The sequence below is a fragment of the Corynebacterium vitaeruminis genome, assembly GCF_001054325.1.
GTDB lineage: Bacteria > Actinomycetota > Actinomycetes > Mycobacteriales > Mycobacteriaceae > Corynebacterium > Corynebacterium vitaeruminis_A.
On the sequence record NZ_JVVM01000027.1, the window covers coordinates 1 to 26,731 of the forward strand.

Sequence of the window (26,731 nt, forward strand, 5' to 3'; positions counted from 1 at the left end):
GAGGTAATCTCTGGTGTTATCCATGATGCAATGACCGCCTGACCCTACCGCACGAATTTTGCCACGGAACTGTCATAAACCTAGTCAGTAAGTGCACGCAGCCGCTTCGGCGGATGCACCACCAGCACCTCCGAAAACACCACCAGCAACACCCGCAAGACCCACACCACCGAAAACACTCACAACACATACGCTCCAGACACCGCAGCCACAATGAGTAGAGCCCCCTTCCCGGCACCGAAATACCGGAAAGGGGGCGTCGCTGTGACCGTCGTAAAGCGAAGGCCTACTTCGGAGTCACGCCCAAGCCGAGCGACTTGCCGGCCAGCGACTCGCGGCGAACCACCAGCTTGTCAGCGATAGCGTTCAGAGCCTCGCCCGCGCCAGAATCCGGCTTAGACAGGACAATCGGGGTGCCCTTGTCGCCGCCCTCGCGGAGTTCGGTGTCCAGTGGCACCTGGCCGAGCAGCTCGACCTTACCGCCGGTGATCTGAGTAAGACGACGGGCAACGGTCTCGCCGCCGCCTGTGCCGAAGACCTCCATCTTGGAGCCGTCGGGCATCTCCATCCAGCTCATGTTCTCAATGACACCGGCGATGCGCTGGCGGGTCTGCAGCGAAATGGTGCCGGCGCGCTCGGCGACTTCGGCGGCGGCCATCTGCGGGGTAGTAACAATCAGCAGCTCAGCATTCGGCACGAGCTGCGCCACGGAGATGGCGATGTCGCCGGTTCCTGGGGGCAGGTCGAAAAGCAGGACGTCCAAGTCGCCCCAGAACACGTCCGCGAGGAACTGCTGGATTGCGCGGTGCAGCATTGGGCCACGCCAGACAACCGGTGCGTTGTCGTCGACGAAGTGTCCGATAGAAATCAGCGACACGCCGTGTGCCTGCGGAGGCATAATCATGTCGTCGACCTGGTGCGGCTTTTCCTCGGAGCCCATCATGTGCGGGATGGAGTGGCCGTAGACATCGGCATCGAGCACGCCGACGGACAGACCCTTCGCGGCCAGCGCGGCGGCGAGGTTCACGGTCACAGAGGACTTACCAACGCCACCCTTACCGGATGCCACGGCGAACACGCGGGTGCGGGAGTCTGGCTGGGCGAATGGGATCACCGGTTCGGAGGCGGTGCCGCGGACGGCGTTGCGGAACTCGCGGCGCTGCTCGTCATTCATCACATCGGTGGTGACGGTGACGTTGCCAACGCCCTCGATACCGTTCAGCGCATCTTCGGTGCGCTCGATGATGGTGTTTTTCATGGGGCAACCGGCAATGGTGAGGTAAATCTCCACGGCCACGTCGTTGTTGTCCGCCACCGAGATGGACTTGACCATGCCAATCTCGGTAATCGGGCGACGTACCTCAGGATCTTCGACCTGCGCCAGGGCGGTGCGAACTTCAGCTTCAGTAATCGTAGACATTATGTAGTGAATCTTATCGTGAGACCCCGTAAGACAAAGAACTACTGACAAAATCAGCAGTTTTCCGCTTTACGACGGGCATAGCGCCCAGCCCCTGCGGTAAGCGCGGTGGTGGCGAAATGTGTGGTGGGGCAGGCGGTGGAACAATTGGAAACTGTTAGGCGTTGTCTTCGGTAGAACGCCTTTTGGCAATAGTTTTAGCAACACTTTTAGCAACTGCGTCACCAATTACTGTGACAACAACTACTGCGACAACAACTGCAAGGGAACGGTGAGAGTACCGATGGCAAATGGGGAAGCGAACAGCGGCTGGGGGAGCGGCCGGGAACAGAGCATGAAGTCCCGGATGCCTCAGCGTCAGGTGCCCGAAGGGTGGCCGGTGGGCAGTTTCACCAACTACGCTGACGCGCAGGCGGCAGTGGATTCGCTCAGTGACCGCGATGAGTTCCCGGTGTCAGATCTCACCATCGTCGGTGTTGACCTGATGCAGGTGGAGCGCGTGGTGGGCCGGTTGACCTGGCCGAAGGTTCTCGGTGGTGGCGCGCTGTACGGCCTGTGGATGGGCCTGTTCTTCGGCCTTATTCTGGGGCTTTTCCAGGAAGATTGGGTTAGCCCGTTGATTGTTGGCCTCGGTATGGGCGCCATCTTTGGCATCGTGCTGGCCGCAGTCCCATACGCTATGCAGAACGGCAAGCGGGATTTCTCCACCACCACGGAGATCGTTGCTCGTCGCTACGACGTCTTGTGCAACCCCCGCAATGCCGAACGCGCCCGTGACCTGCTTGCGCAGCGGGCGCTCGGTGGGAACCGTGGATAGGTTGTTGGGCTTTACGCGTTGATTCCGCGTTAGAGCACAATGGTAAGAAAATGAGCCGGGTCTGAAAAGACTCCGGCTCATTTTCTATTAGTGGTTTCGAATCAGTGTCATTGGGGCGTGACTTACTGGTCTAATACCGCTATTTCTGAATGGTCGACATAAACATCGTCGTTTTTATCCATGATGAATCCCGATGCAATGGCATCGCAGCCAATGGTGTCGCCCAGGTTGAAACATGACATTCCGCCAACTGTGACAGATTCACCTGGTTCAAGGAGCTTGGAAGGATTCAAGCCAATAAGTGGGCTCTCGAGCATTAGCGAGACCGCAAGGAACCGCTCCCGTGGCCCTCCGGCAATGAGGTAATTCAGCGGACCGTTGTTACCAGAAGAATTTGGATACTTCGGGTCAATAGATATCGTCCGACCTTCTCGGCCAGAGTCCAGAAAAGCCTTCACAAAACAATTGACTGCTTGACTCTTTGGATTGATGAAGCACCCTACGTCACGGTTGGAAAACTGAATGTAGTAGTGGCCCATGTAGTCCGCAACACTGTCAGTCCAGAATTCCTCAGGATCAACTTCGGTAGTTTGAGACTTCCAGTCAGAGCTGTCAGCTTCCTCACCGGAGTCATCGCCAACACCGCCCCAGCCAGTTTCGGCCCACTGCTGGTAATCGTCGAAACGGTCTGCGCCGGTGGGACGCTCGGAGGCGTCGCCTTCGGCCTCGGCTAGGCCTAACTTGCCGAGGAGTGCGCCGTCGGGACGCACGCCCATGTCTTTCGGCGTGGTTGTTGGAGTGTCTTCGGCGACGGCATCGAGGACCTCTTCCTGTGTGGAGACATCGTCATCGTCAATGTCGATATTGATTGATGTGCCATCTTCAATATCGATGACGTTGATGTTGTTGATGGTGATGTCGGTTTCGTAGATGGTCACGACACTTCGCGGTTCGTAATCGTCCCAGTTGGCCTTACTAGTCTCTGGCGCGGTGTAGCCGTTCCATGCTTCAGCGAGGGGATTGCCACAGGAACAGCGGACGCGGGGCACGCCGTAAGCGTCGACCATGACTGCGGTGCCACGCTGCAGAACTGACTGGTAAGGAGTTGCTCGGCCGTTGTCGTAGCCGTGGTTGGTGACCCACGTGTCCTGGCGCAGGACAACTGGGGTCAGGGACTTAACGTACCTCGGCACATCAGACGCATTGATGCCGATTCCCTCGGCGAATGCAGCGTTGAGGTCAGCGTTGTCGTTGAGGTTCGTAACGAGTGCATCTGCATCGCAGACGCTGAGCTGGCCGGATCCGCCGTAGAGGTTGGGGTCGTTTCCGGCGACAGCACCTTGAGAAGATGTGTTAACTAAGCTCGAGTTGTTTGGCGCTGCGACCGCTTTTTCGTTGACCGTGGAATTCATAAAAGGACTCGGTCCAGGGTCTTCGGAAGAAATGTAAGACATCGCCGCAAGACTCTTGCCTCGACCGGTAAGGAAAAAGGCAGTGGTGCCGCCGGCGATGACCAAAACGACGACAGCGATAAGTGCTAACACTTTTCCGCTCAGGCCGGATTTCTTCTTGCCGCGCTCTGTGTCCGACGGCGCCTGCTCGGAATATTGGTCAGAATACTGGTCAGACGACTGCGGAAGTATCTGGCGGTCCGGATTGAACTCTCCCCACTGCGTCCATTCCGTTTGGGCTCGCTCGGGAGCGAACTGCAAGGTTTCGGGATCGGGAGCGTGCGTGCTCCACGCTAACTCCGGCGCGTCATCCTGTGGTGCCGACGGTTCGGGTGCCGCCTGCTCCGAGGGGGCAACAGGTTCCTGCGATTCTGACGGGACCGGCGATTCCGATGCTGGCTGCTCCGAAGGCTCAACTGGCGTTGGCTCCGACGCGACTGACTCCGGCTCCCGCTCAACCGACTCCGGCTCAGCAGCGTCCCGAGTTCCAGCCGAATCGAAGCTCGGATGCGACTCATCGTGGTCATCTGCAGGAAGTGCCCAGGAATCGGAACCATTTTCCTCGGGTGGTGGGAGCTCCCAGGGGTTGTTACTCATTAAGGTGCCTTAAAATCAGTAAGAAATTTTTTAAACCTTAATTAAGTTTACTAACCTGTCCAGCGCGGCCAGTCCCCAATGGGGAAAGCTCCCCACTTAGAGGAACCATCAGCGCAGAGCTAGCGAACTACCCAGCTAAACGCGGGCAACAAGCTACCCAGCTAAACGCGGGGGATGAGTCGCAATGACCGTCGTAAAGCGAGGGCTGTAAGAAGCAGAGATTACAGCCACTTGTTGCGGCGCAGGAGCCACACCAAAAACGCCACAATGGCGAACATGATGGCGAGGACGATGAAGTAGCCGTACTCCCAGTGTAGTTCGGGCATGCGGTCGAAGTTCATGCCGTAGATGCCGGCGAGTGCGGTCGGCACGGCGAGAATAGCTGCGTAGGCCGAGATGGTACGCATGTCCTGGTTCTGCTGCAGCTGGATCTTCACTGCGGCGGCGTCGATCAGGGATGAGAGGCGTTCGTCGAGTCCGGCTACGAGGTCCGCCGCGGCGAGCTGGTGGTCGAGAACATCGGAAAGATAACGGCTGACGTCCTTAGGCATGATGTCTTCCCGCAGATTCATCAACGAGCGCAGTGCCGGCGTCAGCGGATCAATCGCGTGGCGCATCTCCAGGATTTCTCGTTTGAGGATGTAAATGTCCTCAATATCCGACACCAAATTCGGCTCGAAGACGGCATCTTCCATAATCTCCACGCGATCTTCCAGCTGCAACGCAATGCGCAGGTACGCATCGACGAGGTTGTCCGTCAGCGCCCACAGCACGCCCGCGGGGCCGTAGTCGATGGCGTCGGTGGTGTTTTCCACACGCGCGCTAATGCGCTGCATATCCGAGCTCGGCATGCCCATGCGAATGGTGATGACGTACTCCTGGCCGATAACAATCATCAGCTGGCCAGAGCGAATGATCTCATTTTCGTCGTCCGCGAGACCTTCCGGAGAGTAGTGAATCGAACGAATCACAAAAACCACGTGATCATCGTGGATCTCAATCTTAGGGCGCTGACGATTGGTCAGTGCGTCCTCCACCGTCAGCTCATCCAGGCCGTAGAGCTCAGCGATGGCGTCCATCTGCGTCGCGTTGGGGCGCGACAACGACAGCCACGTGAAGCCCTCGCCAAAATTACGCACCTCGGACAGACCGGAGAAGTGGTCGTAGGTGCCCGGCAAACGCTTGCCGCCGATGTAGACGCCGCAATCGCGCAGGGCGTCGCGCACCGCCTCCGACTGCGTTTCTCCCACGCTTGACGACGATCCGTTGGTGCGCGTCACCTTCGAGACAGCTGACATTGCTGCAGATTTAGCGGCATTCGTTGCCCGAGCGGTCTTGCCGGGTTTTGTTGCGGCCGACGGTGTTGAGCCTTTACTTGTCGAGTTAGTTCGCGGATTGCGAGCTTTCGCCGAAGCGCTGTTGTTGCGGCTATTCGTATCACCCATTCTGGGAGACCTCACAATCCGTTCGTAGGTTACGCTGGTGTCGATGATTGATTTTAGACGTGCGAGCGGCGAGCTCCACTATTGCACTGGCTCAATGGGGAACAGGGGTAGCTCCAAGGCTGCTGTGTGCACTTTTGCTGCCCTGGCGTTGGTCGCTGGGACAGCGGGGTTCGGCCTTTCCGCGTGTTCTGATTTGGATCCGCAGATGCCTGTTCCTCCCGAGCAGGAGGCGGTAGTAACTATCGGGGCAGACCTGCGCAACCCCGAGCAAGCAGCTCTCGCGTACGTGTATGCGCAAAGTTTTGAGAGGGTAGGGCGCCAAGCGGAGGTCGTCGGCATTCGCGATGCTGAGGACCGGTTGCGAGCTGTGCGCAATGAAGCGGTTCTGGTTTCTTTCGGGTGCACCGGTGAACTGCTCGGCTTGAGTGACCCGGCGTCGGCGGAGCTGTTGGCCGAGGATTACGCAGAGGACTCCACTCCGGACAAGCAGTTCAGTGGCGAGTGGCGCGACCGCGTTTACGATGCTTTTTCGCGGTCGCTGCCGGGGCAAGTTATGGCCACCGACGCGGGCATGGCCCAGGGGTGCACGGATGTGTCAGCTGACAACCCCGGGGCTAACCTGCCGCAGTGGATCGTGCCTTTCTACGCCAAGCCGGCGTTGGACCGGAGCGACCGAGTCCGGGTACTCAACGAGATTGCTGGTTCTTTGAGCACTGAGGATTTAAAGCTAATGACTCGGGCTGTGGCCAGCGGTGCCAACCCTGAGTTGGTGGGTCAGGAGTGGCTGGATAAGGCGTAGTCGGGGAGGGGCTAGTTGCGGGTGGTATCTGACGCGTATCTGCTGTTGGCTGCTCTGCGTTTGTCTATTAGTCCTTGAACGCGGGCTGCAAATGTGAAACTGTGCGAGTTTAGGGCACTTTCATGCCATTTTTCAGGTCATTTTTGTCATAAACGCAGTCAGTAACTCGCATTGAGGACTCAGTAGTAAATGGTGCCGACCCGGTAACACGCCGACCGGACACGCTTTTTGTCTATTCGCCCTGGATGCCTGGCAACGGTCTCACAAGCAACAAGTAAGGGGCTCCAACCGAGTGGTTGGAGCCCCTTAGCGTTTGATCGCCAGCTCGTAAAGACCACCTGTGAAGACCACCTGGTGAAGCGGCGATCTCAAACACGCGACTTCACCGCGGTCTCACAAGACCATAGGTCTGTCCAAAACTACTTGAGAGCCTCTTCCAGCAGTGCCTTCTCCTCAATCTGGTGAACCTTGGCCACACCAGTTGCGGTCGAGGACTGAGCACGGCGGGAAACGCGGGTCAGCTTCGGCATATCCGGCAGAGCCTCTGGGAGGTTCAGTGCCAGGAATGGCCACGGACCCTGGTTTGCCGGCTCATCCTGGACCCAGCGGACTTCCTCGAGATCCGGGTAGGACTCGAAGAGGTCGCGGAGACGGTTGTGCGGCAGCGGGTGCAGCATCTCCAGGCGAGCGATTGCGATATCGTCGCGCTTGTCCTTCTTGCGCTTCTTCTCCAGCTCCCAGTAGATCTTGCCAGAGCAGAGCAGCAGCGTCTTGATGCCGGACTTGTCCTTGGAGTCGAAGTTCGGGTCGTCGATGACCGAGCGGAACTTGTTCGGTTTGGTGAAGTCCTCAACAGAAGAAGCTGCCATCTTGTTGCGCAGCATCGACTTCGGCGAGAACACAACCAGCGGACGGTGCAGGTCGGACAGGACGTGGCGGCGCAGCAGGTGGAAGTAGTTAGCCGGCTCGGACGGCTGAGCAACGGTGTAGGAACCCTCGGCTGCCAGCTGCAGGAAGCGCTCGATGCGTGCCGAAGAGTGGTCCGGACCCATGCCCTCGTAGCCATGCGGTAGCAGCAGAATCAGCTTGGAGGTCTGACCCCACTTGGCCTCACCGGAGGAAACGTACTGGTCAATGGTGGTCTGAGCACCGTTGGCGAAGTCACCGAACTGTGCCTCCCAGAACACTGCTGCATCCGGGTTACCCAGGGTGTAACCGTACTCGAAGCCCATGCCTGCGTACTCGGTCAGGGCCGAGTTGTAGATCATGAAACGGCCACCGTTCTTGGACTTACCGTAGGCGTCGATCGGGTTGTATTCCGAACCGTCCTCGGAGTCAATCAGAACTGCGTGACGGGAGGTGAAGGTACCGCGGCGGACATCCTCGCCAGCGAAGCGGACGTCGATGCCAGCGCCGGTGAAGGAACCGATTGCCAGCAGCTCAGCCATACCCCAGTCGATGCCACCTTCCTGCGTCATCTCAGCGCGCTTCTTAGCGACCGGCGCAACACGCGGGTGAATCTTGAAGCCCTCTGGGAGATTGACGTAAGACTGACCGATCTCGACGATTTCGGTCTTCTCGATGCCGGTTTCCAGGCCGTGCGGCAGCGGCTGGGAGCCTGCAATACCGTGCTGGTCGCCCGGCTTTGCGTCCTGAGCTGCGCGGACCTCGTTGAAGACCGCTTCCATCTGGTCGTGGAAGTCTCGGCGTACTGCCTCGTACTCTTCCTCGGAAATGTCACCGCGACCGATGAGGTCCTCAGTGTACTGAGCGCGAACGCTTTCCTTCTCGTCGATGATCTTGTACATCAGCGGCTGAGTCATGGACGGGTCATCGGCCTCGTTGTGGCCGCGCTTGCGGTAGCAGACCAGGTCGATGAAGACGTCCTTGCCGTAGCGGTTACGGTACTCAACAGCCAGCTGGCCGACCCAGACGACAGCCTCTGGGTCATCACCGTTGACGTGGAAGACCGGGCAGCCGTATGCCTTGGCGATGTCGGTTGCGTAGTAGGAGGAACGACCGGAGTCCGGCGAGGTAGTGAAGCCAATCTGGTTGTTCACCACGATGTGGACGGTACCGCCGACCTTGTAGCCACGCAGGGACATCAGGTTCAGGGTTTCCTGGACGATGCCCAGGCCAGCGAAGGAAGCGTCGCCGTGCAGCAGCAGCGGCATGACGGAGTAGCCCTCTTCGCCCTTGTTGATCTTGTCCTGGCGTGCACGAGCAAGACCCTCAACGACCGGGTTGACGGCCTCGAGGTGGGACGGGTTCGCAGTCAAGGTGACGTCAATCTCGCCCTCGCCGAACATCTGGATGTGACGGCCGGTAGTACCCAGGTGGTACTTGACGTCACCAGAACCGCCGACCTGTGCCGGGTCGATGTTGCCTTCGAACTCGGTGAAGATCTGGCGCAGCGGCTTGCCGACGATGTTTGCGAGCACGTTCAGTCGACCGCGGTGTGGCATACCGATGACGACCTCATCGAGGTCAGCACCAGCAGCGGTGTCGATAGCGGAGTCCATCAGCGGAATCAGCGACTCTGCACCCTCTAGGGAGAAGCGCTTCTGACCGACGTACTTGGTCTGCAGGAAGTTCTCGAATGCCTCGGCAGCGTTGAGCTTCTGCAGGATGTACTTCTGCTCAGCGTGGGACGGCTTCGGCTGGCCGCCCTCAAGGCGCTCTTCCAGCCACTCGCGCTCTTCGCGGTCGAGAATGTGAGCGTACTCGGAACCGACCTTGAGGCAGTATGCGTTGCGCAGGCGAGAAAGCACCTCGCGCAGCGTCATCGTCTCCTTGCCGCCGAAACCACCGACGTTGAAGGTGCGGTCCAGATCCCACAGGGTCAGACCGTGCTCCTCGATATCGAGGTCAGCGTGGTTCGGAGCGGAAGTATTCGGCTGGTCAGAACGCAGCGGGTCAATGTCCGCCAGCAGGTGACCGCGGGAGCGGTAGGCCTCAATCAGACGCATAACGCGGGTGTTCTTGTCGATACCCGTGTTCGGCAGGTCCTGTGCCCAACGGATTGGGGTGTACGGGACGCGCATGGTCTGGAAGATGTGGTCCCAGAACTTGTCGTCGACAAGCAGGTTGCTCATCGTACGCAGGAACTCGCCGGACTCTGCACCCTGGATAATGCGGTGATCGTAAGTAGAGGTGATGGTCACCAGCTTGCCGATGCCCATCTCTGCCAGACGGTCAGCGGAAGCACCAGCGAACTCAGCCGGGTAATCCATGGAACCGACACCGATAATCGCGCCCTGGCCCTTGGTCAGGCGCGGGACGGAGTGACGAGTGCCGATGCCGCCCGGGTTGGTCAGGGAAATGGTGACGCCCTGGAAGTCCTTACCGGTCAGCTTGCCGTGGCGAGCACGAACGACGATGTCCTCGTAGGCGTCGACGAACTGCTTGAAGGTTAGGGTCTCACACTCGCGGATAGCGGCAACTACGAGCGAACGCGAGCCGTCCTTAGCCGGCATATCAATGGCCAAGCCGAGGTTAATGTGCTCCGGAGTAACCAGAACTGGCTTGCCGTCAACAACCTTGTAGTTGTTGTTCATGTCCGGGTGGAGCATGACGGCCTTCACCATGGCGTAACCAATGATGTGAGTGAAGGAAATCTTGCCGCCGCGGGCGCGTGCCAGATGATTGTTAACCAGGGTGCGGTTTTCAAACATCAGACGTGCCGGCATATCGCGAACCGACGTAGCGGTTGGCATCTCCAGGGAGACATCCATGTTCTTAGCGATAGCCCTTGCGACGCCCTTTAGAGGCTCCTCGCCGGATTCAACAGCCGAAACCTTGGCTGCTGCATCCATCGGGGACTTCTTCGGCTTCGGAGACGCCGGCTTGTTCGGGGTCTTAGTCGGTTCGACACCCTTGGACTCACGACGTCCGGTTGCCTTTGCTTCCTCCTTCGTGGCTGCTGCGGGCTTTGCCATATCGGAAAGGTCCCCGTCCTTTTGGGATGGGGTGTGGGTTGCGAAGAATTCGCGCCATTCCTGACCCACAGACTGTGGATCCTTCTGGAATTGCTGGTACATCTCGTCGACCAGCCATTCGTTCTGGCCGAAGCTCATGTCGCTGCTCACGGCAGGTACTCGCCTCTTTTCGTCTTAGTTTTACTAACTCACGTTTATTCTAATGAGCGCAAGCGTCAAAGTGTCATTTAAGGATAACGAAAATTCTGAATCACTACACCGTCGCGCTCCCCATATGGTACTTGTTCCAGAGCTCTGCGTACTGGCCACCCGCCGCGACAAGCTCGTCATGGGAGCCGTCCTCGACAATACGCCCGTGGTTAAGTACCAATATCCGGTTGGCTCGAGCAGCGGTAGCTAGACGGTGCGCCACAATAATTGCCGAGCGTTGACGCGACGCACGGTCGGTGGCTTCAAGGATTGCCGACTCTGTTGCCGGGTCCAGTGTCGCGGTGGCTTCGTCGAGAAGCAGCAGTTCAGGACGCATCATTTCGGCACGAGCGAGTGCGATGAGTTGACGCTGACCGGAAGAGAGTCCGCGGCCATCTGGGCCGACGGGGTGGTGAAAGCCACCGGGCAGGCTGGCAATCGTGCTGAGGGCACCGACGTTCTTTGCGGCCTGCTGAATTTCGGCATGACTGCTGTCCGGCAACCCGTAGGAAATATTTGTTGCTACCGTCCCCGAAAACAGGTGTGATTCTTGGGGAACATAACCGAGGGTGCGTCGCCAATCGTTAAGAGGGAAGTCGCGGATGTCGGTCTCGGAGGCTCGCACCGCACCGTCGACCGGATCGTAGAAACGGGCAAACAACTTAATGATTGTCGATTTGCCGGCGCCGGTGGACCCGACAATTGCGACCGTTTCGCCGGCCGTTATGTGCAGGTCGAGAGCATCGAGAACCTGCGGGCGTTCGTGGTCGGAGTTGGCGGCGGGGTAGGAGAATGTCACCTTGTCCAAACGAAGGTCGCCAGCAGCTGCGCAGGATGCGCCGTCGGTGGTGCCGTGATCTGGCATGGGGTCGGTCTTTAGGAGGTCACTAATGCGATTGAGGCCGACCTTCGCCTGCTGGTAGCCGTCGAAAACATGAGACAGTTGCTGGATTGGGCCAAAGAGCATGCCCAGGTACAACGTGAAGGCAACGAGTACCCCGGGCGTCGTTGTTCCCGCAGCGACCTGTTGGGCACCGACAGCCAACACCGCAGCCGTTGCCAACTCAGAGATGAAGTTGATACCGGGGAAGAACAGAGCCACGGCCATCTGTGCTCGCTGACGAATTGCGCGGTACTTATCGGATTCCTCGGCAAAGGAAGATTCGATATCGGCGACGCGGTGGTACATCTGAATCTCGCGAAGCCCACCAATGGTCTCCTGAAAGTCAGCGTTGACCAAGGAAAGCTGCTCGCGTGCAGCTTTGTATAAGCGCGAGGAGATTCGGCGGAATACCAGGGTGGCCACCACAATGATAGGAAGTGACGCCAACGCTACCGCGGCAAGCGACAGCTGCGTGGCAAGCAACAGCCCCGAGACACCGAGCAGAGTAAACGTGGCAATCGCGCCCTGTGCCAATCCCGTTTGCAGGAAAGAGGACAGCGCGTCGATGTCGGTTGTCATCCTGGTCATGATGGCGCCCGAGCGATTGACCTCGAAGTAGTTAATGCCAAGTGACTGCAGGTGACGGTAGCAGCGCACGCGCAGGGCATAGAGCAGCCGCTCACCCGTGCGCGCGGTAATGACAGCATTTGTAGCTACGGCAATCCAGCTGACGAGGACTGTCGCCAAACCACCTGCGGCGCAGGCCCACAGCACGGCCTCATTGCGCTCACTGATGCCGTGGTCAATGGCGTAGCGCACGAGCATGGGAAACGCCAGGTCGGCAACGGCAATTAGAGCGAGCAGCGCAATGACACTTATAAATAGGCCACGGACATAGGAGAGCAGTCGATGCAGAGAAAAAGGTTCGGAGTTGTCGAGTGCACGAGCTGGCACACGGGGTTTTTCGGTGGCGGGCGGGAGGTTTCGCACACGCTCGAGAAGCTCAGGTGTTGCGGGAGCATTGGCAAGAGCCGCCCCCATGCCACCACGACCGCCACCGCGACCACCGGGACCACCGGGGCCACCGGGACGGCCTCCGGCTCCACCAGCGCCACCGGTTACTTGAGAGGTGATACCTCCGGGACGTCGGGAAGCGGTGCCTGAAGCGGACGCGTTAGAGGTCGATGCGGCTTCGTCGGGCCAGAGCTCCTCAGGACTGGGGTCGTCACTGTCAATGGGGTCGAGGACGAGGTTCTCGATTTCGGGGTACACGCTCCGGTCGATGTCCATCAGCTCGGTGAAGCGCGGATGAGAAACGATCAGTTCGGCCTTGGTGCCAATGCCGGTGATGGCACCGTCTTCGAAAATAGCGATGTGGTCCGCTTGCTCGAGAGTGGAAGATCGATGAGCCACGATGACGATGGTCGTATCCGCTAGCTGGGAAGTCAGCGCGTTAAAGATCTCCAACTCTGTTGCGGCATCGATGGCAGAGGTCGCGTCATCGAGGACCAAGATCCGCGGACGGGCGAGGAATGCCCGTGCCAATGCCACGCGTTGAGCCTGTCCGCCGGAGAGGTTGTGCCCGCGCTCGCCAATCGCGGTATCCCAACCCTGCGGCAGGTCGTCGACGAAGTTGACCTGGGCGGCTGTCGCTGCGGCGATAATCTCTTCCTGGGAGGCCTCGGGATTGGCGAATGCGATGTTCTCACGCAACGTGCCCGCAAATAAATAAGGAGTATCCGGAACGACAGTAATAGCGTCATACACGTCGTTGGAGCGGATTCGTGCGGTATCTGTGGATGTGCCGTGGCTGGGCACATCGATAGTGATAGTCCCCGAATCCGGCAGATAATGACGCCCGAGCAACTCCGTGGCGATAGTCTTTCCGGATCCCGGCGGGCCAATCAACGCTAAGGTCGCCCCTGGTGCGACGGAGAATGAGACATCGTCGATAAGCGTGCGTTCGCCACGAATGTGGGTGACGTGGTTGAAGCTGATGCCGACGGGACCGTCTGGGAGGGGAAGAGGGTCGGCGGGTTCGGGGTTGTCTGGTCGAGCGTCGATGACATCGGAAATGCGGTCGATGCTTGCCGACGTCAGCTGTATCGAGATGACCATGTTGGAGACCAAGCGCGACAGGGTAGTCAGACTGGTGAGGTACGTGGCAAAAGCCACGAACGTACCAAGGGTGATGTGCCCGTTAATCGCGAGCCAACCACCGACCGCGATATTTCCGACGAGGGACAATTGCGGCAACGACTGCAGCGCCGGTTGGAATCGAGCGCTGAGTTTAGCCGCGCGCAGGCGGAGGGAATAGAGCAGAGACGAGTTACGCTCCATCTTCGCAACTTCGTTGTCGCCCTGCGCAAACGCTTTGACAACGCGGATGCCCGAAACTGTTTCCTCGACCTGGCCGGCTATCTCGCCAGCTTGCTGTTGGGCTGCCCAGGTTGCGGCGTGGAGCTTGTCACGTGAGCTCACCGCAATGTAGACAATCGCTGGTGTCACGGCCAGACCGACCAAAGTCAGTGGCAGCGAGAGGGCGAGCATGATGCCGACGGTGATGAACAGCTTGACGACGGATCCCAGCGTCAGCGGCAACATCGCCAGTAGTCCGGACACTGCCTGGAGGTCTGAAATTGACCGTGACACAACCTGGCCGGTGTTGACGCGGTCCTGTGCCGGACCATCGAGGTTTTGTAGGGAGCGAAGGATTTTTAGGCGCAGGTCGTGCTGAACATCGATGGAGAGTTTGCCGGAGAAGAATCTTCGCCCCGCCTGGGCGACGAAGCGCACCAACGCGACGGCCAGGAATATGGAAATGACTGCCTGCAGGGAAGTTAGGGAAGGTAGCAGGCGTGCGGGGACACCGCCATCGGAAGAGCCAGTTGCCACATCGATGGCATCTCGAGTGAGCAGCGGAAGGACGGACTCCAGTCCGACAACGATCAGTGCGGCGACAATGACGCCATAGAGCGGTAATGGCCTATGAAGAGACTGTTTCCACAAGAACTTCATGGGAGAAGTTCTGAGGGGTTTGCTCTGGGCCATGGTGGTACCGCTCTTCCATTGAAAAACGTCGCTGAAGGGTAATCGGGGTACGAGGAACTACTTATTCTTCTTTTTCCTAGGCCACTTCAGCGCCGAGGGAATAGAGAACCTCGATGACTTAGAGCCTCCAAATGAGCCACCAGAGCTGTCAGATTTAGCCGGCAGCTTTCGTTCAAAATCCGACCAGTCCTGGGGAAGTGGCCCCAGAGATGCTCGGGTGGAGCTAATAAGAATGCCACCGAGCTTGCGGTTTGCGGAGGCTCCGACCACGGCGCCAATGCCAAATGGCAAAATCTTACCGATAATGGCCAGACGAGCGTTCTTCATCAAACGCTTGCGTGCCTCGCGAATCAGCAACCGGTTTGCTGCACCCAGCTGTGGTACGCCAAGCCGTGGCAGTAGGGAATTGACGGAAGTTTTGGTTTGCTTCCGCAGCGATTCCTCGCCAAGCAGGGAGGCCATGATAGCTGTTCCTTCAGATCCACTCATCGCTGCCAGAATCAACGTGCGACGGCGTTGCGGATCGGTGATGTCAATATTGCGCAGGGTTGCCGAGGCGAGTGTGTACCAGGCTGATGCTTCCAAGAACAGCAGTGATTCGCCGGTAACTGCAGCCAAGCCCGTAATCATGCCGACGCCGGGAAGAACTGCGCTGCCACCAGCTGCACCACCGGTGCCGGTGACTATGTTGAGGTAGTGGGCATCAATACGTTCCTGCACCTGCGCTGGAGTTTCATCTTTTTTGCGCTTGTGCAGGGAACCCACGTACCCGGTGATGGCAGATGACTGCCAGCTCATGGTCTTATCCAGTGTTTGGATAAGAAGTGTTCCCAGTTTTCCCGCATCACGTTCGATGGCTTCGGGAGTTGAATTCACCGCATCAGTTACTGTACGAGTTGAATCCTTCTTCGTCTTTTGGAACAAAGTACTAGACCTCCTAAACAGACCCTGTTGAGAGCCATATGCCCATATAAACACTACTGAGCTGTGGGAAATTCCGTGGTTGGTGGAAAATAGGTAGGTGTACGGCGATTACTAAGGTTGATAGAAGGGTGAGACTGGTGAACGATGTCACGCGAGGTGCCGTATTCCCTCCCGAGTACTCTCAACTGGTGGCGGACTTTCCCCGATTTTCCGCAGATGTTATGCCTCACGACGGTGCTGTGGAGTGGCACCTTTCCGCCGAAGCTGTAGCTGCCAGAATTGAGTCCGGCAGGAAGCTGTTTCCCATGCCCGAAGTCGAGCGGGATACTAGATTCCAAGCACAGCTTTGGTGGTGGTCCATGTGCGGAGCATTGGTGGGACCATCGCTGGCATGCGTGTTGGTTTCCAATCGAGTGCCAGTGTGGCAGTGGTCTTCTTGGTTCACTTTTCTCCGAGATGACTATTGGGTGGGGTTCCAAGCTCAACAGTTTGAAGACATTTCCGCTGAGGATCCGGATGAGCTGAGGGATTCCGGTGAAGCGTTGGCTCATTTCTTGGAGCCGTTGGCTCAGGTTGTTGGAGAAGTCGGGGAAATCAAGCCCGCCCCTCTGTGGGCCGTGGCCGCAGATGCCGTGGCTAACGCCGCAGTCGCCGCCGGAAATGAGCTGATGGAGCCTTGGCGCGGTGCGCTTGTCGGCAAGCATGTTGTTGAAGGAATGCACAGAGTGCATAAAGTTCCTCTTCCTCGTTTCATGGATTCCTGCAGCGGCGAGGTGAGCCCCTGGGATGAAGCTGCCGCTGAGGCGGGAGAAGAGCCGGGCTTCGACGTAGTTACTCACTTGGAGAGAGCTACCTGCTGCATGATTTATCTCAGCCCCGAAGCCGACCTGTGCGTCTCGTGTCCGAAACGTTCGCGCGAGGAACGCCATCAACTCTGGGCGCGCTACTGACCGCTTTGCTGCCCGTAGCAGACAGCTGCCGTCCTGTGCCTCTACCGGCCGCGTCGGTGACTTTGATGGAGCAAGCATGCTGTCTACGTGACCTTTTACAGCGATTGTCGGGGGCATGAGCCACCGCATGGTTGCGCGTTTGTCGCTACGATTGGCTGCGGGTAGAGGCCAATTATCTTTCAAGGGAGGATTCCACCCATGAGCTTTTTCGAGCAGATTGCTGCGGCACTGGACCGCGAGGGCATTGAAAGCCGTGTCAATGATGACACCCTCTTCGTTCCCATTACCTCTGACCTGGAGGTTCAGTTTGTCACCATCGACGAGGACATCCCGGCTGCCGAAGTTTACGTAGCCGCTGCCGATGTAGATGATGAGGATGACGAGTTCGAAGCTGTTCTGGTCTCCGCTGTATTTTCCGTCGAAGATGCTGTCGCAGCAGTCGCCCACCATGTAGCTACTGACCAGGTTGTTGGCCTGCTGCGCACTCTGCTCGATGGCGATGATGACCGCATTGCTGACCTGGAGTTTGAACAGGACCCCGAAGAGGCAACCTTGGTCACCGCCGAAGTTGGTACCTCCTCGTTGGTTCAGGTTCTGGTAACTGCCCACAACAACGAGCCCAGCGCACACGTCCGCTTCATCTCCCAGGACGCGAACTTGGACGACATCGTCGACCAGGCCATCGCAGAGTTCTGGGACTCTGACACCGAGACGGTTCTCACTGATGATGACCGTCGCAAGATGTTCGCTGACCTCTACTCTGACATCCAGACGTTGCGCAATGAGGTTCTGACGCTTGGTACCTTCAGGGACTTTGACAAACTGCTGGACGTCCTTGCCCTTGTGGTAGACCGCGCGGAGGAATGGGAAGATCAGCTGGCACCCGTCGATGACGGGTATGCGGAGTACATCTACTCTGATCACGTTGCTTCCTTGGAAGAGGATGATGACGACGAGGACGATGACGATGACGACCTCTACGACGATGGTGACTACGACGACGAGGACGAGGACGACGAAGAAGGCGACGACAGCGAGTAGCTGTACTGAGGCAGTGCTGCGCCAGCGTTAAGCCGCCGATGGGCGAGACGAAAAGAGCTCGTTAGGACACGGCAGTGGCCGCGCGTCCCTGGTACCGATCCAGCTATAACGGCGCCCGGGGAGCGCAAGGTCAGTGCCGTTTTCGTGTATCTTGCTACAGTCCTGTACACGGTGGAGAGCCTCAGCCACTGCCCGAGTGCGCCGGCGGTTTTCTTCCCGCGTCCGATTTGAACCACCAATTCCACGGAGGACCACCTCTGATGAGGATTCCACCTTGACGGAAACGGAATACATGAACATGGGCTCATCCTTCAGGATGAAGTATTCCGCGTGGACGTCGGCAAGCTGGGAGACGAGTACGCGAGGAAGAGCTATCCGCGACGCGCGGACGGTGACCACAGGCCCATCGGGAAGCGAGAAGCTGTGATCTAGCGCGCCGGGCGAGTGTCTCCGGCCGATGGTGGGGTGACAGAGGATTGTGCGGATGAGACCGAGATCCTCGGAACATTCGGCACGGTAGGTAGAGGATAGCGGGGGAAGAGCTAGACGACGATGAATGGGAAACTCGTTTGTTGTACTCATGGCTCACAAGCTATCGAACATCCCGGACTCATATTTTCGAACAGGTAGAACATGTGTTCGAGATAAAATCAGCATCAACAAGCAACCCAAGTGGGGGTAGCTAATTGGTTAAGTGACTGGTGTTAATGCAGGGGCACCTGAGGTTGTGGAAACGATTCGATAACGACTTTCGTAAAAGCCCAGGAGTCTGAGAAAACGCTATTTCTGGGGGTGGGGCGGTGGATTAGTGTGAGTGATGGTCCTAAAGGAAAACTAAACATTTGAAAGATTCATCTCAATGAAGCACGCAAGAAGTCGACTGGCGGTATCGGCTTTCGCAGCACTCTTGTCTTTGGCGGCCCCGGTCGCGGCGCATGCTGTCGTGGTTGGTCCGGGTGACCCGATTCGTACTCCTATGGAGGGCAGTCCGTGGGATGGGCATCGAAATATCAACTCGCCGATGTGCTCGGCGGGTGTGCCAGGGACGGTGACGGATCGCAATGGAGAAAAGCACAGGGTCATGCTGACGGCTGGGCACTGCTTGAATGATGCTCCAGATGTGGGTCTGCCAATCGTCACTGGTGAGGTGTATGTGCCAACCACTGAAGGCGATAAGCGCATCGGCACGGCCGGTGCTCACCGTTGGGAATTGCCACAAGAAGATGCCGGACTGGAGTCGTTGCCGGCAGCCTTTAATGGCGCAGACTATGGAGTAATCAACCTTGATTCGGACGTAGAGACTACTGGCGCAAGTTACTCTATTGACGAAAATGGTCAGAGCTACGGGGAGCCTGTAGTGATGACTGGCATTCAGGACAACGAAGATCTGCCGCGTGGCGAAGTCTCCTTCGATAATTTTGGCAAGCCAATCTGTAAGGATGGCATGCGCACCGGACGCGCTTGTGGATACCAGGTATTCCGAGCTCGAAATGGCATCTGGACGGTAGGTATTGGCGTTGACCACGGCGACTCCGGTGGAAATGCCTATGATCCGACCACCAACGAGGTCATTGGCGTGAATTCGATGGCTTTTGGCCCGGTCTCGCGTGTGATGCCGGCGGACATCGCTATTCAGGAGGCCTATGGTATTCCTGACGGTGAGGTAAGCGACCACTTTGAGGTATCGGATTCCACTGCTCAGCGCGACTCGTCCTATCGCACCCTCAATGAGGACATGGCAGCGGATCGGGAGTATGCACAGGCGCAGGATCCGCAGCCTTCGCAGGAAGATTCTGTTCCGCAGCTAGCCGATCTCGCGGACAGGTTGCCGCAACTCCCACAGCTCCCTGACCTGCCACAATCACCCCAATTGTCACAATCGCCACATCTGCCTGAGTTGCCGCAGTTGGCAGAAATTCAGCTTCCAAGCTTTGAGGGCTAGCACCAGTCTGAGAATCTGGCAAAAATCACCCCCGAACCGTTAAGAGAGTCAGAACTATCCAAGCCGGATGGTTCTGGCTCTTGCATTGCTGCTAAACAAACTTTTTTGATGTGTAATGCGCGGGGGATGGATGCGAATAAATACTTCTTTGGCTGAGAATTTCACCCTAGCTTTCGCTTTCGGAGAGCTTTGTAAAGGTGCCCCCTAATACACTGTGTTGGACAAGTTTTCTGTACAGAAATGGAGTACCGCACACTATGGCCAGTTCGAAGAAGGTAGCCGCACTAACGGCTGCACTGTCGGTAGCTGCGGGTGGTTTTGCGCCGGGAATCGCGACAGCTGGGGTGGCGCCGGCCGAGTCGGCACCGGCAAGCTCGGATGTTGTCATCGGCCCGGGCTCGCCGTTGCGAATGCCGTTCCCGAGCAGCAAGAACATCGATGGACGTCATGTTCAATCCCCGATGTGCTCGCTGGGCGTTCCTGGCACCGTTGTCGACCAGAATGGCGTTTCCCACCGTGTCATCATGACTGCCGGCCACTGTGTTGTGGCGAAGGATACTGAGACCGGCGAAGAGGTCACCGGCCAGTTCTTCATCCCAACCAAGGATGGCGACAAGCTGGTCAATAAGGACTACATGGGCACCGATGTCATGCCGGAAGAGTCCGATTTCGACGAGAACACCACTGCTCCGGAGTTCTTCAACGAGCTTTTCAACAGCCCTGACTACGGCATCATCGAGGTCCAGGACGACATCAAGACCACGTCTATGTCGCATTCTGTGGATGAGTTTGGCAATGTCCACGGCGAGCCGGTTCAGATTGTCGGTATTGAGGATAAGCGCACTCTCGATCCGATGGAGATCTCCGTCGACAACTTCGGTGAGCCAGTGTGCACCGACGGTTCTCGTACCGGTCGCGGCTGCGGCTACCAGATTTTCCGCGTCCGCAACGGTGTCTGGGCCATCGCTCCGATTGACCACGGCGATTCGGGCGGAAACGCCTACAACCCGGAGACTCGCGAGGCCATCGGCGTTAACTCCATGGGTATTGGCCCGCTGAGCCGCTTCCAGCCGATTGATGTTGCTCTTGAAGAGCAGTACGACATCCCGGACGGCCAGGTTAACGAGCGCTTCAAGGTAGAAACCTCCACTGAGCCTCAGTCCGAGTTCCGCACGATTGACGACGACGTCCAGTTCACCAAGCAGCACGTCGAGCAGGAAGAGCCGGAGCTGGGTCCCATCGGTGAGCTTCTGCCAGAGGGCGTTGAGGTCCCGCCGGAGATTGCCGACATTATTTCGGAAAGCCCGGCTCTCCCGGAGCTGCCGATTCCGGAGCTGCCGTCCCCGCAGCTGTCGGACTCGACTGCTCAGGTAGCACAGGCAGTCGGCAGCGTTTCCTCTCAGGCGGGTCTGCCGAACCTGTTCTAATCAGGTCACTGCAGTCTCGTAGATAGGGCGTTTGCTTTACGACGCTCCGTTTAACCCCCTATTCCGCCACAGCGGCGGGGTAGGGGGTTTAGCTTTCGTTAGTCAATCGGCTTTGCGTGAAGGTACTCGAAGAATGTGTCGGGAACGGGATGTTCAAGGTGAAGCTTCATTGTGACTACATCTAATTCTTTGTCTTTTAGCCCCTTCATTGTCGTTTGTTGTGGATCGCTGGGAGTCACTTCGCCAAGGTAGGTGAATCCTTCATCTGGTAAATCATCCCTGCGCACAAACAAATGGATTGGGAACTTGTGTTGGATGATGCTCTGGACCTCTTGGCTCTTGAGTGTCCTATTTGAACGTGTAAACCAGCGCATCGTCGAACGGTCAATAAACTCATCCTCATAAGCGATGCTTGGAGCAAGCCCCTTGTGCTTGCGGTAGTTCACAAAGATTGGAATCGTCTGCGAGTGGGAATCAATCTTGTAGCCATTTAGCGTGCCTGTTTGATCCGACCGAAGCCTCAAAAGACGAGAAACATCCTTTCTGGAGTAGCGGTGATTGCGGCGAAGCGAGCCTGCGAAATAACCATTTTCGCGGGAGAGGAAAAGACCAGTTTGAATGATGTCATCCACATGCTCTCGAAAGCTATTTGGATATGTCGAATCCCACTTGTTGTACAAAGTCAAAAATTCCTCAGTCAGACTGTAACGTGAGGTTTCGTCATCGTACTGGACCAATCTAATTTCTTCGTAGGCCCGCTTCGGGTAAAACTCGAGGTTGAGCACTCGTTCGACAACAGAGAGATCCAGCTCGCTGTGAGAAACAGCCCTTGTGTCGAGAAAGCCAGAAAACTCTTCACGTGTGATGGAACCATGCTTAATAAGCTGGTCAAGTAGAAGTAACTCTTGGGGTTGCTTTCCGGGAAGTAGCTCGCGGGACAAAAACTTCAAGTATTCACTCTGCTTATCCGTTGGTCCTGTTGCTGCTTTGTCTACTCGGTGGAGGAGTTCCCAATAATTCTTGGTACGCCTGGTCGAGATCACTGCAGGGTCAACGAGGTTGAACCGAGCAAAATCCATTAGTCGTGGTACACGATTCAGTCGGTACTGGAGAAGTTGAATATCCTTTTTAAATTCAGCAATCGTGTCTACCGAGGCTGTATCGATGGCTTGAAGGATCTTCTCCTTGGCAATTTCATCAAAGCTCACAGTGGAGCCCGATGGGATATTGGAGGGATCAACGACTTTGCTCTTGAGCTTCGACTTATTTCTAGATGAATCGCCGAAAAGAGCCATCGGGATCATGTAATTGTTCTTGTAGTTTCCAATAAAATCAATTACTCGAAGATGGTCTTTTCCTGGGGCTTTGCGAAGACCACGGCCCAGCTGCTGGGTAAAAATGATGTTTGACTCGGTGCCGCGCAGCATCACTACTTGATTTACTGCCGGAATGTCGATGCCCTCGTTGAAAATATCAACGGTGATGATGTAGTCGAGTTCGCCTGCAGATAACTCCGCAACGACAGCATTTCGTGTCGAGATTGAGTCTTCACCTAGAAGCACCTTCGTCCGTAGCTGCCGGCCAAAGAGCTGCTTTTGGTTGAGCTGCTCCGACAGCGCTTTCGCTTCGTCTTTCCGACTGCAAAACATGAGCCCCTTAACTCTCTCAGGAAACCCGTAGACACGGAGCTTCTCCAGGAAATAGTCGATACGATCTTCAGCGACGAGAGCATCGATGGATGCAGTCTTATCACCGATCGCTCGAACTCCATCATCAAAATCGGTGACACCGAAATAATGGAATGGTGCGAGCATGTCGGCTTCAAGAGCGGCTTGCAGTCGGATTTCGTAAGGAACGTTGAAATCAAAGAGGCGAAAGATGTCCCCTGAATCTGGACGCTCGGGAGTTGCGGTCAAGCCGAGGACAAACTCACTGTTGAAGTATTCAAAAACTGGCTTGTAGGAATTAGCAGCGCCACGATGAACCTCATCGATAATGATGAAGTCAAAGGCATCTGGAGAAAAGGTTTTGTAAGTCGATTGGGAATACAAGGATTGAACTGAGGCAAAAAGGTATCGTGCATCAGTTTCTTTTTTCCCACCAACCAAGAGTCCAAAGTCGGCGTCCGTAAGCTCAGAACCGGAATAAGCAAGTACCTTTTGGAACTCACTCTTAGTCTTTTCCAGAATCTGTTCCCGGTGGGCGACGAACAAGACGCGCCTGGCCTGTGCTTCTTTAACTGCTAGTGCAGCAAGGATCGTCTTCCCCGTGCCGGTAGCGGAAATTATGAGGCCTTTCCGCTCGCCTGACTGCCTCAAGTCAGCGATATTCGACAGCGCTACCTGCTGCATTTGATTGGCGATAACTGGGCCCTCGGGCAGCAACTTTGTGTGCGTGTTTTTCGAAACTGGAGGTACGCGGTTCTGTTCGTACTCATCGACCCATTGATGAGTTAGTGGGATGCAACGGTTACGTTGCATATCAATGGCCGTCTCAATTTGGAACGTGATATCACCATTCTGGTGGCTGGAAAAGTGCAGATTCCACTCTTCGTTTTCCTGGAGCGCCTTTTGCGTCAAATTTGCGCTGCCGACGATGGCTGAAAGCTCAACCTCTTTGTAAAAGAGGTATCCCTTTGGATGAAAACCTCGGTGATGATCCTCGGGGTAGATGTAGACGTTCAGTCCCTCAATTTCGAGTAGTTCTCTGAACATCGATGGTGAATTGAAGTCAAGGTAGTTCGACGTGATGATCGTCATTGGGCCAGAAAACTGAAGGAGATCCTCCTTCAGCATGGCAAGAGCGGCCGGAGAAATAAATGCTACTGAAAATATGAAACTCGTAGCGGTGCGTAGCTCCTCGCGAAGCGCATTGTACATAGTGGCCGACTCATCGTTGCGAATGAGTCGGGGATTGTATTTTTTGTCGGCAACGATGTTTTTATCGATGAAGCCGTAGCGTAGGTCTCCGACCAGGGAATTCATCATTGTTTTAGCATACTAAATGCACGCTGCGTCGCTTGTATTGATTACTGTTCGTTTACAAGAATGTCGACTGTAGGGATGTCCGCTGGCGCCCAATCAACGGAATAAAGTTCGGCCGGTTCTAACCAACGATATTCAGTGTGCTCCGTTAGCTTGATTTCGGGAGAAGAAACGGAACAAAAGTATGTCGCAAGTGAGATAACGGCGAAGTCATACTCATGGTCGACAGTGAGAATGTGGTTCCCAATCTCAGCGTCAAGTTTTAGCTCTTCTCTTAGTTCACGGGCTAGAGCCTCACGAGGGGACTCGCCTTCTTCGATCTTTCCACCGGGAAATTCCCAATAGTTTTCCATCGAGCGACCTGGGCCTCGTTGGGCGGCGAAGATTTTTCCTTCATAGGTAAGAACCGCACCTACAACTTCGATTCGTTTTTTCATCTCAACTCCGGGTTCTGTCATTGCGCCTCATTCTAGTAATCGTCACTGTTTGCAGATCGGGCTATGGTGAGTTGTCGGGTTATGATTTTCTCTTTTGCACAGTAGAAAGGACCGTTACCTTGTCAGCTTCCCGTTCGCGCGACCTGCTTCGTCGTAAAGCAAAGTGCGAATCTCAGCCAGACATTACGTCGGAGGTGGGAAGTAAACCACAAGGTTCGGGTCCTCAGCCGACTGAATTAGACCGGACTAAACAGCTGATTCCGCGAGAGATTTGGATTCTGGTCAGCGCTGCGTTCATCATTGCGCTGGGCTTCGGTCTGATTGCTCCGATCTTGCCGCAGTATGCGCGCAGCTTCGATGTAGGCGTGTTCGCGGCCAGCTTCGTGGTCAGCTCGTTCTCCATCTTCCGGCTGATTTTCGCACCGGCGTCCGGCTCACTGGTGGAGAAGCTCGGATACCGGCGCACGTACCTAACCGGCATCAGCATCGTTGCGATCTCGACTTTGCTTGTCGGTATTGCGCAGACATATTGGCAACTGCTGGCGTTCCGCGCGCTCGGAGGCATCGGCTCGACGATGTTCACGGTTTCGGCAATGGGGCTAATCGTTCGGATTTCACCGCCGGAGATCCGTGGCAAGAGCTCGGCCGCCTACGGCACCGCCTTCCTACTGGGCAATGTCTTTGGCCCAATTATTGGTGCGGCAATGGGGGCATGGGGTATGCGGGTGCCGTTTTTCATCTACGGTGGCGCGCTGATTGTGGCAACGATTGTGGTCGGCATGTCGATGAGCGCTGAGCATCTTCGCCACGTAGTGCCCAAGCGCACGACTCCGGTGCTGACGTTCTCCGAGGCAATCCGTGACTCGGCATATCGAAGCGCACTTGTCGGAGCCTTCGCGAACGGCTGGTCAAATTTCGGCGTGCGCGTCGCGATTGTCCCGCTGTTCGCTGCGGCAACGTTCTCCCATGTTGGCGCCCCAGAACCGGGCAGCGATGGGGCAGTAGCTGCCACTGCCACAGCTGGTTTTGCGCTGACGGCCTTCGCGCTCGGCAATGTTACGGCGCTGCAGTTTTCCGGTCGTTTGTCCGACCGCATTGGCCGTCGCCCGCTGCTCATCACGGGTCTGTTCATCAACGGCGTTTTCACCGGCGCTATCGGGTTTAGCAGCGGGGTCATTCCGCTACTGGCTCTCTCAGTCCTTGCCGGCTTCGGCGCTGGCATGATCAATCCTTCGCAGCAGGCCGTGCTTGCCGACGTCATCGGTGCCAACCGCCAAGGTGGAAAGGTGCTCGCGAATTTCCAGATGGCTCAGGACTTCGGGGCTATCTCCGGCCCGCTGATTGTCGGTGCAATCGTGGATGCCGCAGGCTTCAAGGCCGGTTTCCTGGTTTGCGGTGTCATTTCGCTGGTCGCAATGGTGGGCTGGATTTTCGGTCGCGAGACTCTACCGGCCCACTCGTCGAATGGCGGGGCAACAGAAGCTAAAGCAAAAACAGCCTAAGCAGAAGCAGCTTCGTTAACCGGTTTGCCTTCATCCAGCTTTCGGCAAACAGCCACATAGATGGCGCCAGTAATGTTGTGCACCACAGCGGCCACCGCGCCCGGAAGCGCTGCCTCTGGGGTAAAGAACTTCGCTGCCATACCGGAAGAAAGACCCGCGGATTGTGTGCCGACCTCCACAGCCACCGTGCGCTTGCCCGCAGTCGGCATGCCCACCAGCTGACCTGCAGAAAAGCCGAGCACATAGCCCAGCATGTTGTGGATAATCACAGCCACAAACACGATCAGGCCAATGTGCGCCAGGCTTTCCGCATTCTTGGCCACGGCGCCGAAGACCACGCCACCGATACCGAGGATGGAAATCCACGGCAGAATCGGAAGGATCTTGTTAATAAACGAATCGGCCACAAAGCGAATAATCAGGCCACCAATCACGGGTAGGAGGACCGTCTGGCAGAGGCTCCAGGCCATTCCAAGGCCGTCGACCTCCGTGTGTGCGTCGGCAAGCACGAGCATGAGAAACGGCGTCATAATCGGAGAGATCAGCGTCGACACACTGGTCATGGCGACGGATAGTGCGACGTCGCCGCGCGCCAGATAGGCGATGACATTCGACGAGGTGCCGCCTGGGACGGATCCGAGCATCAGCAGGCCGACGGCCAGCGCCGGGTTGAGCCCGAGCACTTTCGCCACGGCAATCGCTAGCAGCGGCATGATGACAAACTGCGCGATGACGCCGAACAGAATCGCCAGTGGACGCTTAGCGACCTGCTTGAAGTCCGGGATGGTCAGGGTGAGGCCCATCGCGAACATGATGATCATCAGGAAGTACGTGATGTAATCCGTCAGCGGCGTAAAAGGGGCGGGGAAGAAGAATGCCAGCGCCGAACCCGCCAAAATAAAGCCCGGAAAACCGAGGACTTCAATCATCGCCG

At 56.9% G+C, this 26,731-nt stretch carries 17 protein-coding genes; 7 read left to right on the top strand and 10 right to left on the bottom strand.

What is annotated here, in order from left to right; all coding sequences use genetic code 11:
* Positions 1 to 286: 286 nt before the first annotated feature.
* The gene (locus tag ADA16_RS09535) at positions 287 to 1,420 is read right to left on the bottom strand and encodes an Mrp/NBP35 family ATP-binding protein (protein WP_048761389.1); all 1,134 of its coding nucleotides are present in this window, start codon (positions 1,418 to 1,420) and stop codon (positions 287 to 289) included.
* A 334-nt stretch (positions 1,421 to 1,754) separates the two neighbouring features.
* On the opposite strand from ADA16_RS09535, the gene ADA16_RS09540 reads away from it, so the two are divergent.
* Positions 1,755 to 2,237 carry a general stress protein gene (locus ADA16_RS09540; RefSeq protein WP_048761391.1) on the top strand — a complete coding sequence of 161 codons (483 nt, stop codon included), beginning with the start codon at positions 1,755 to 1,757 and terminating at the stop codon, positions 2,235 to 2,237.
* A 122-nt stretch (positions 2,238 to 2,359) separates the two neighbouring features.
* On the opposite strand, the gene ADA16_RS10805 is transcribed toward ADA16_RS09540, so the two are convergent.
* Both ADA16_RS10805 and ADA16_RS09550 read right to left on the bottom strand, forming a co-directional pair.
* Positions 2,360 to 4,285 (bottom strand): DUF6777 domain-containing protein, encoded by a 1,926-nt coding sequence (locus tag ADA16_RS10805; protein WP_053084313.1) that lies wholly within the window; start codon positions 4,283 to 4,285, stop codon positions 2,360 to 2,362.
* 221 nt (positions 4,286 to 4,506) lie between these two features.
* Positions 4,507 to 5,730: a magnesium and cobalt transport protein CorA gene (locus ADA16_RS09550; RefSeq protein ID WP_048761394.1), complete on the bottom strand. Its 1,224-nt coding sequence runs from the start codon at positions 5,728 to 5,730 to the stop codon at positions 4,507 to 4,509.
* A 94-nt stretch (positions 5,731 to 5,824) separates the two neighbouring features.
* Between ADA16_RS09550 and ADA16_RS09555 the strand changes: the two genes are divergently transcribed.
* Positions 5,825 to 6,529 (top strand): hypothetical protein, encoded by a 705-nt coding sequence (locus tag ADA16_RS09555; protein WP_239659433.1) that lies wholly within the window; start codon positions 5,825 to 5,827, stop codon positions 6,527 to 6,529.
* Positions 6,530 to 6,948: 419 nt separating this feature from the next.
* On the opposite strand, the gene ADA16_RS09560 is transcribed toward ADA16_RS09555, so the two are convergent.
* From ADA16_RS09560 to ADA16_RS09570, 3 genes are all read right to left on the bottom strand, one after another.
* Entirely contained in the window at positions 6,949 to 10,617 is a 3,669-nt protein-coding gene (locus ADA16_RS09560) for a multifunctional oxoglutarate decarboxylase/oxoglutarate dehydrogenase thiamine pyrophosphate-binding subunit/dihydrolipoyllysine-residue succinyltransferase subunit (RefSeq protein ID WP_048761396.1), read from the bottom strand.
* A gap of 103 nt (positions 10,618 to 10,720) precedes the next feature.
* Complete coding sequence (locus ADA16_RS09565) at positions 10,721 to 14,557, bottom strand: ABC transporter ATP-binding protein (protein ID WP_048761399.1); 3,837 nt, start codon at positions 14,555 to 14,557, stop codon at positions 10,721 to 10,723.
* Between the two features lie 90 nt (positions 14,558 to 14,647).
* The gene (locus tag ADA16_RS09570) at positions 14,648 to 15,466 is read right to left on the bottom strand and encodes a hypothetical protein (protein ID WP_239659434.1); all 819 of its coding nucleotides are present in this window, start codon (positions 15,464 to 15,466) and stop codon (positions 14,648 to 14,650) included.
* Positions 15,467 to 15,651: 185 nt separating this feature from the next.
* Here ADA16_RS09570 and ADA16_RS09575 point away from each other — a divergent pair, with 185 nt between their 5' ends.
* Both ADA16_RS09575 and ADA16_RS09580 read left to right on the top strand, forming a co-directional pair.
* Positions 15,652 to 16,464: a (2Fe-2S)-binding protein gene (locus ADA16_RS09575; protein WP_048761403.1), complete on the top strand. Its 813-nt coding sequence runs from the start codon at positions 15,652 to 15,654 to the stop codon at positions 16,462 to 16,464.
* 198 nt (positions 16,465 to 16,662) lie between these two features.
* The gene (locus ADA16_RS09580; protein ID WP_048761406.1) at positions 16,663 to 17,505 is read left to right on the top strand and encodes a hypothetical protein; all 843 of its coding nucleotides are present in this window, start codon (positions 16,663 to 16,665) and stop codon (positions 17,503 to 17,505) included.
* A gap of 27 nt (positions 17,506 to 17,532) precedes the next feature.
* On the opposite strand, the gene ADA16_RS11035 is transcribed toward ADA16_RS09580, so the two are convergent.
* Positions 17,533 to 18,087, bottom strand: coding sequence for a hypothetical protein (locus ADA16_RS11035; protein ID WP_082150699.1), 555 nt, complete (start codon positions 18,085 to 18,087; stop codon positions 17,533 to 17,535).
* 277 nt (positions 18,088 to 18,364) lie between these two features.
* On the opposite strand from ADA16_RS11035, the gene ADA16_RS09585 reads away from it, so the two are divergent.
* Positions 18,365 to 19,447, top strand: a complete 1,083-nt coding sequence (locus ADA16_RS09585) for a S1 family peptidase (protein ID WP_239659435.1) — start codon at positions 18,365 to 18,367, stop codon at positions 19,445 to 19,447.
* A gap of 257 nt (positions 19,448 to 19,704) precedes the next feature.
* Positions 19,705 to 20,874, top strand: coding sequence for a trypsin-like serine protease (locus ADA16_RS09590; RefSeq protein ID WP_048761410.1), 1,170 nt, complete (start codon positions 19,705 to 19,707; stop codon positions 20,872 to 20,874).
* A gap of 98 nt (positions 20,875 to 20,972) precedes the next feature.
* On the opposite strand, the gene ADA16_RS09595 is transcribed toward ADA16_RS09590, so the two are convergent.
* Complete coding sequence (locus ADA16_RS09595; protein ID WP_048761413.1) at positions 20,973 to 23,861, bottom strand: DUF3427 domain-containing protein; 2,889 nt, start codon at positions 23,859 to 23,861, stop codon at positions 20,973 to 20,975.
* Between the two features lie 41 nt (positions 23,862 to 23,902).
* Positions 23,903 to 24,295: a (deoxy)nucleoside triphosphate pyrophosphohydrolase gene (locus ADA16_RS09600; RefSeq protein WP_048732825.1), complete on the bottom strand. Its 393-nt coding sequence runs from the start codon at positions 24,293 to 24,295 to the stop codon at positions 23,903 to 23,905.
* A gap of 119 nt (positions 24,296 to 24,414) precedes the next feature.
* Between ADA16_RS09600 and ADA16_RS09605 the strand changes: the two genes are divergently transcribed.
* Entirely contained in the window at positions 24,415 to 25,797 is a 1,383-nt protein-coding gene (locus tag ADA16_RS09605; RefSeq protein WP_048761416.1) for an MFS transporter, read from the top strand.
* Here the strand turns inward: ADA16_RS09605 and ADA16_RS09610 are convergent.
* Positions 25,794 to 26,726 carry a bile acid:sodium symporter family protein gene (locus tag ADA16_RS09610; RefSeq protein WP_048761418.1) on the bottom strand — a complete coding sequence of 311 codons (933 nt, stop codon included), beginning with the start codon at positions 26,724 to 26,726 and terminating at the stop codon, positions 25,794 to 25,796. The genes ADA16_RS09605 and ADA16_RS09610 overlap by 4 nt on opposite strands.
* Positions 26,727 to 26,731: the final 5 nt, after the last annotated feature.

Bases quoted from the DNA above. Each gene is read 5' to 3' on its own strand.
- ADA16_RS09595 (WP_048761413.1), bottom strand. From the start codon at position 23,861: ATGATGAATTCCCTGGTCGGAGACCTACGCTACGGCTTCATCGATAAA.
- ADA16_RS09555 (WP_239659433.1), top strand. From the start codon at position 5,825: ATGGGGAACAGGGGTAGCTCCAAGGCTGCTGTGTGCACTTTTGCTGCC.
- ADA16_RS09550 (WP_048761394.1), bottom strand. From the start codon at position 5,730: ATGGGTGATACGAATAGCCGCAACAACAGCGCTTCGGCGAAAGCTCGC.
- ADA16_RS09580 (WP_048761406.1), top strand. From the start codon at position 16,663: ATGAGCTTTTTCGAGCAGATTGCTGCGGCACTGGACCGCGAGGGCATT.
- ADA16_RS09610 (WP_048761418.1), bottom strand. From the start codon at position 26,726: ATGATTGAAGTCCTCGGTTTTCCGGGCTTTATTTTGGCGGGTTCGGCG.
- ADA16_RS09585 (WP_239659435.1), top strand. From the start codon at position 18,365: ATGAAGCACGCAAGAAGTCGACTGGCGGTATCGGCTTTCGCAGCACTC.
- ADA16_RS09590 (WP_048761410.1), top strand. From the start codon at position 19,705: ATGGCCAGTTCGAAGAAGGTAGCCGCACTAACGGCTGCACTGTCGGTA.
- ADA16_RS09600 (WP_048732825.1), bottom strand. From the start codon at position 24,295: ATGAAAAAACGAATCGAAGTTGTAGGTGCGGTTCTTACCTATGAAGGA.
- ADA16_RS09565 (WP_048761399.1), bottom strand. From the start codon at position 14,557: ATGAAGTTCTTGTGGAAACAGTCTCTTCATAGGCCATTACCGCTCTAT.
- ADA16_RS11035 (WP_082150699.1), bottom strand. From the start codon at position 18,087: ATGAGTACAACAAACGAGTTTCCCATTCATCGTCGTCTAGCTCTTCCC.
- ADA16_RS09535 (WP_048761389.1), bottom strand. From the start codon at position 1,420: ATGTCTACGATTACTGAAGCTGAAGTTCGCACCGCCCTGGCGCAGGTC.
- ADA16_RS09540 (WP_048761391.1), top strand. From the start codon at position 1,755: ATGAAGTCCCGGATGCCTCAGCGTCAGGTGCCCGAAGGGTGGCCGGTG.
- ADA16_RS10805 (WP_053084313.1), bottom strand. From the start codon at position 4,285: ATGAGTAACAACCCCTGGGAGCTCCCACCACCCGAGGAAAATGGTTCC.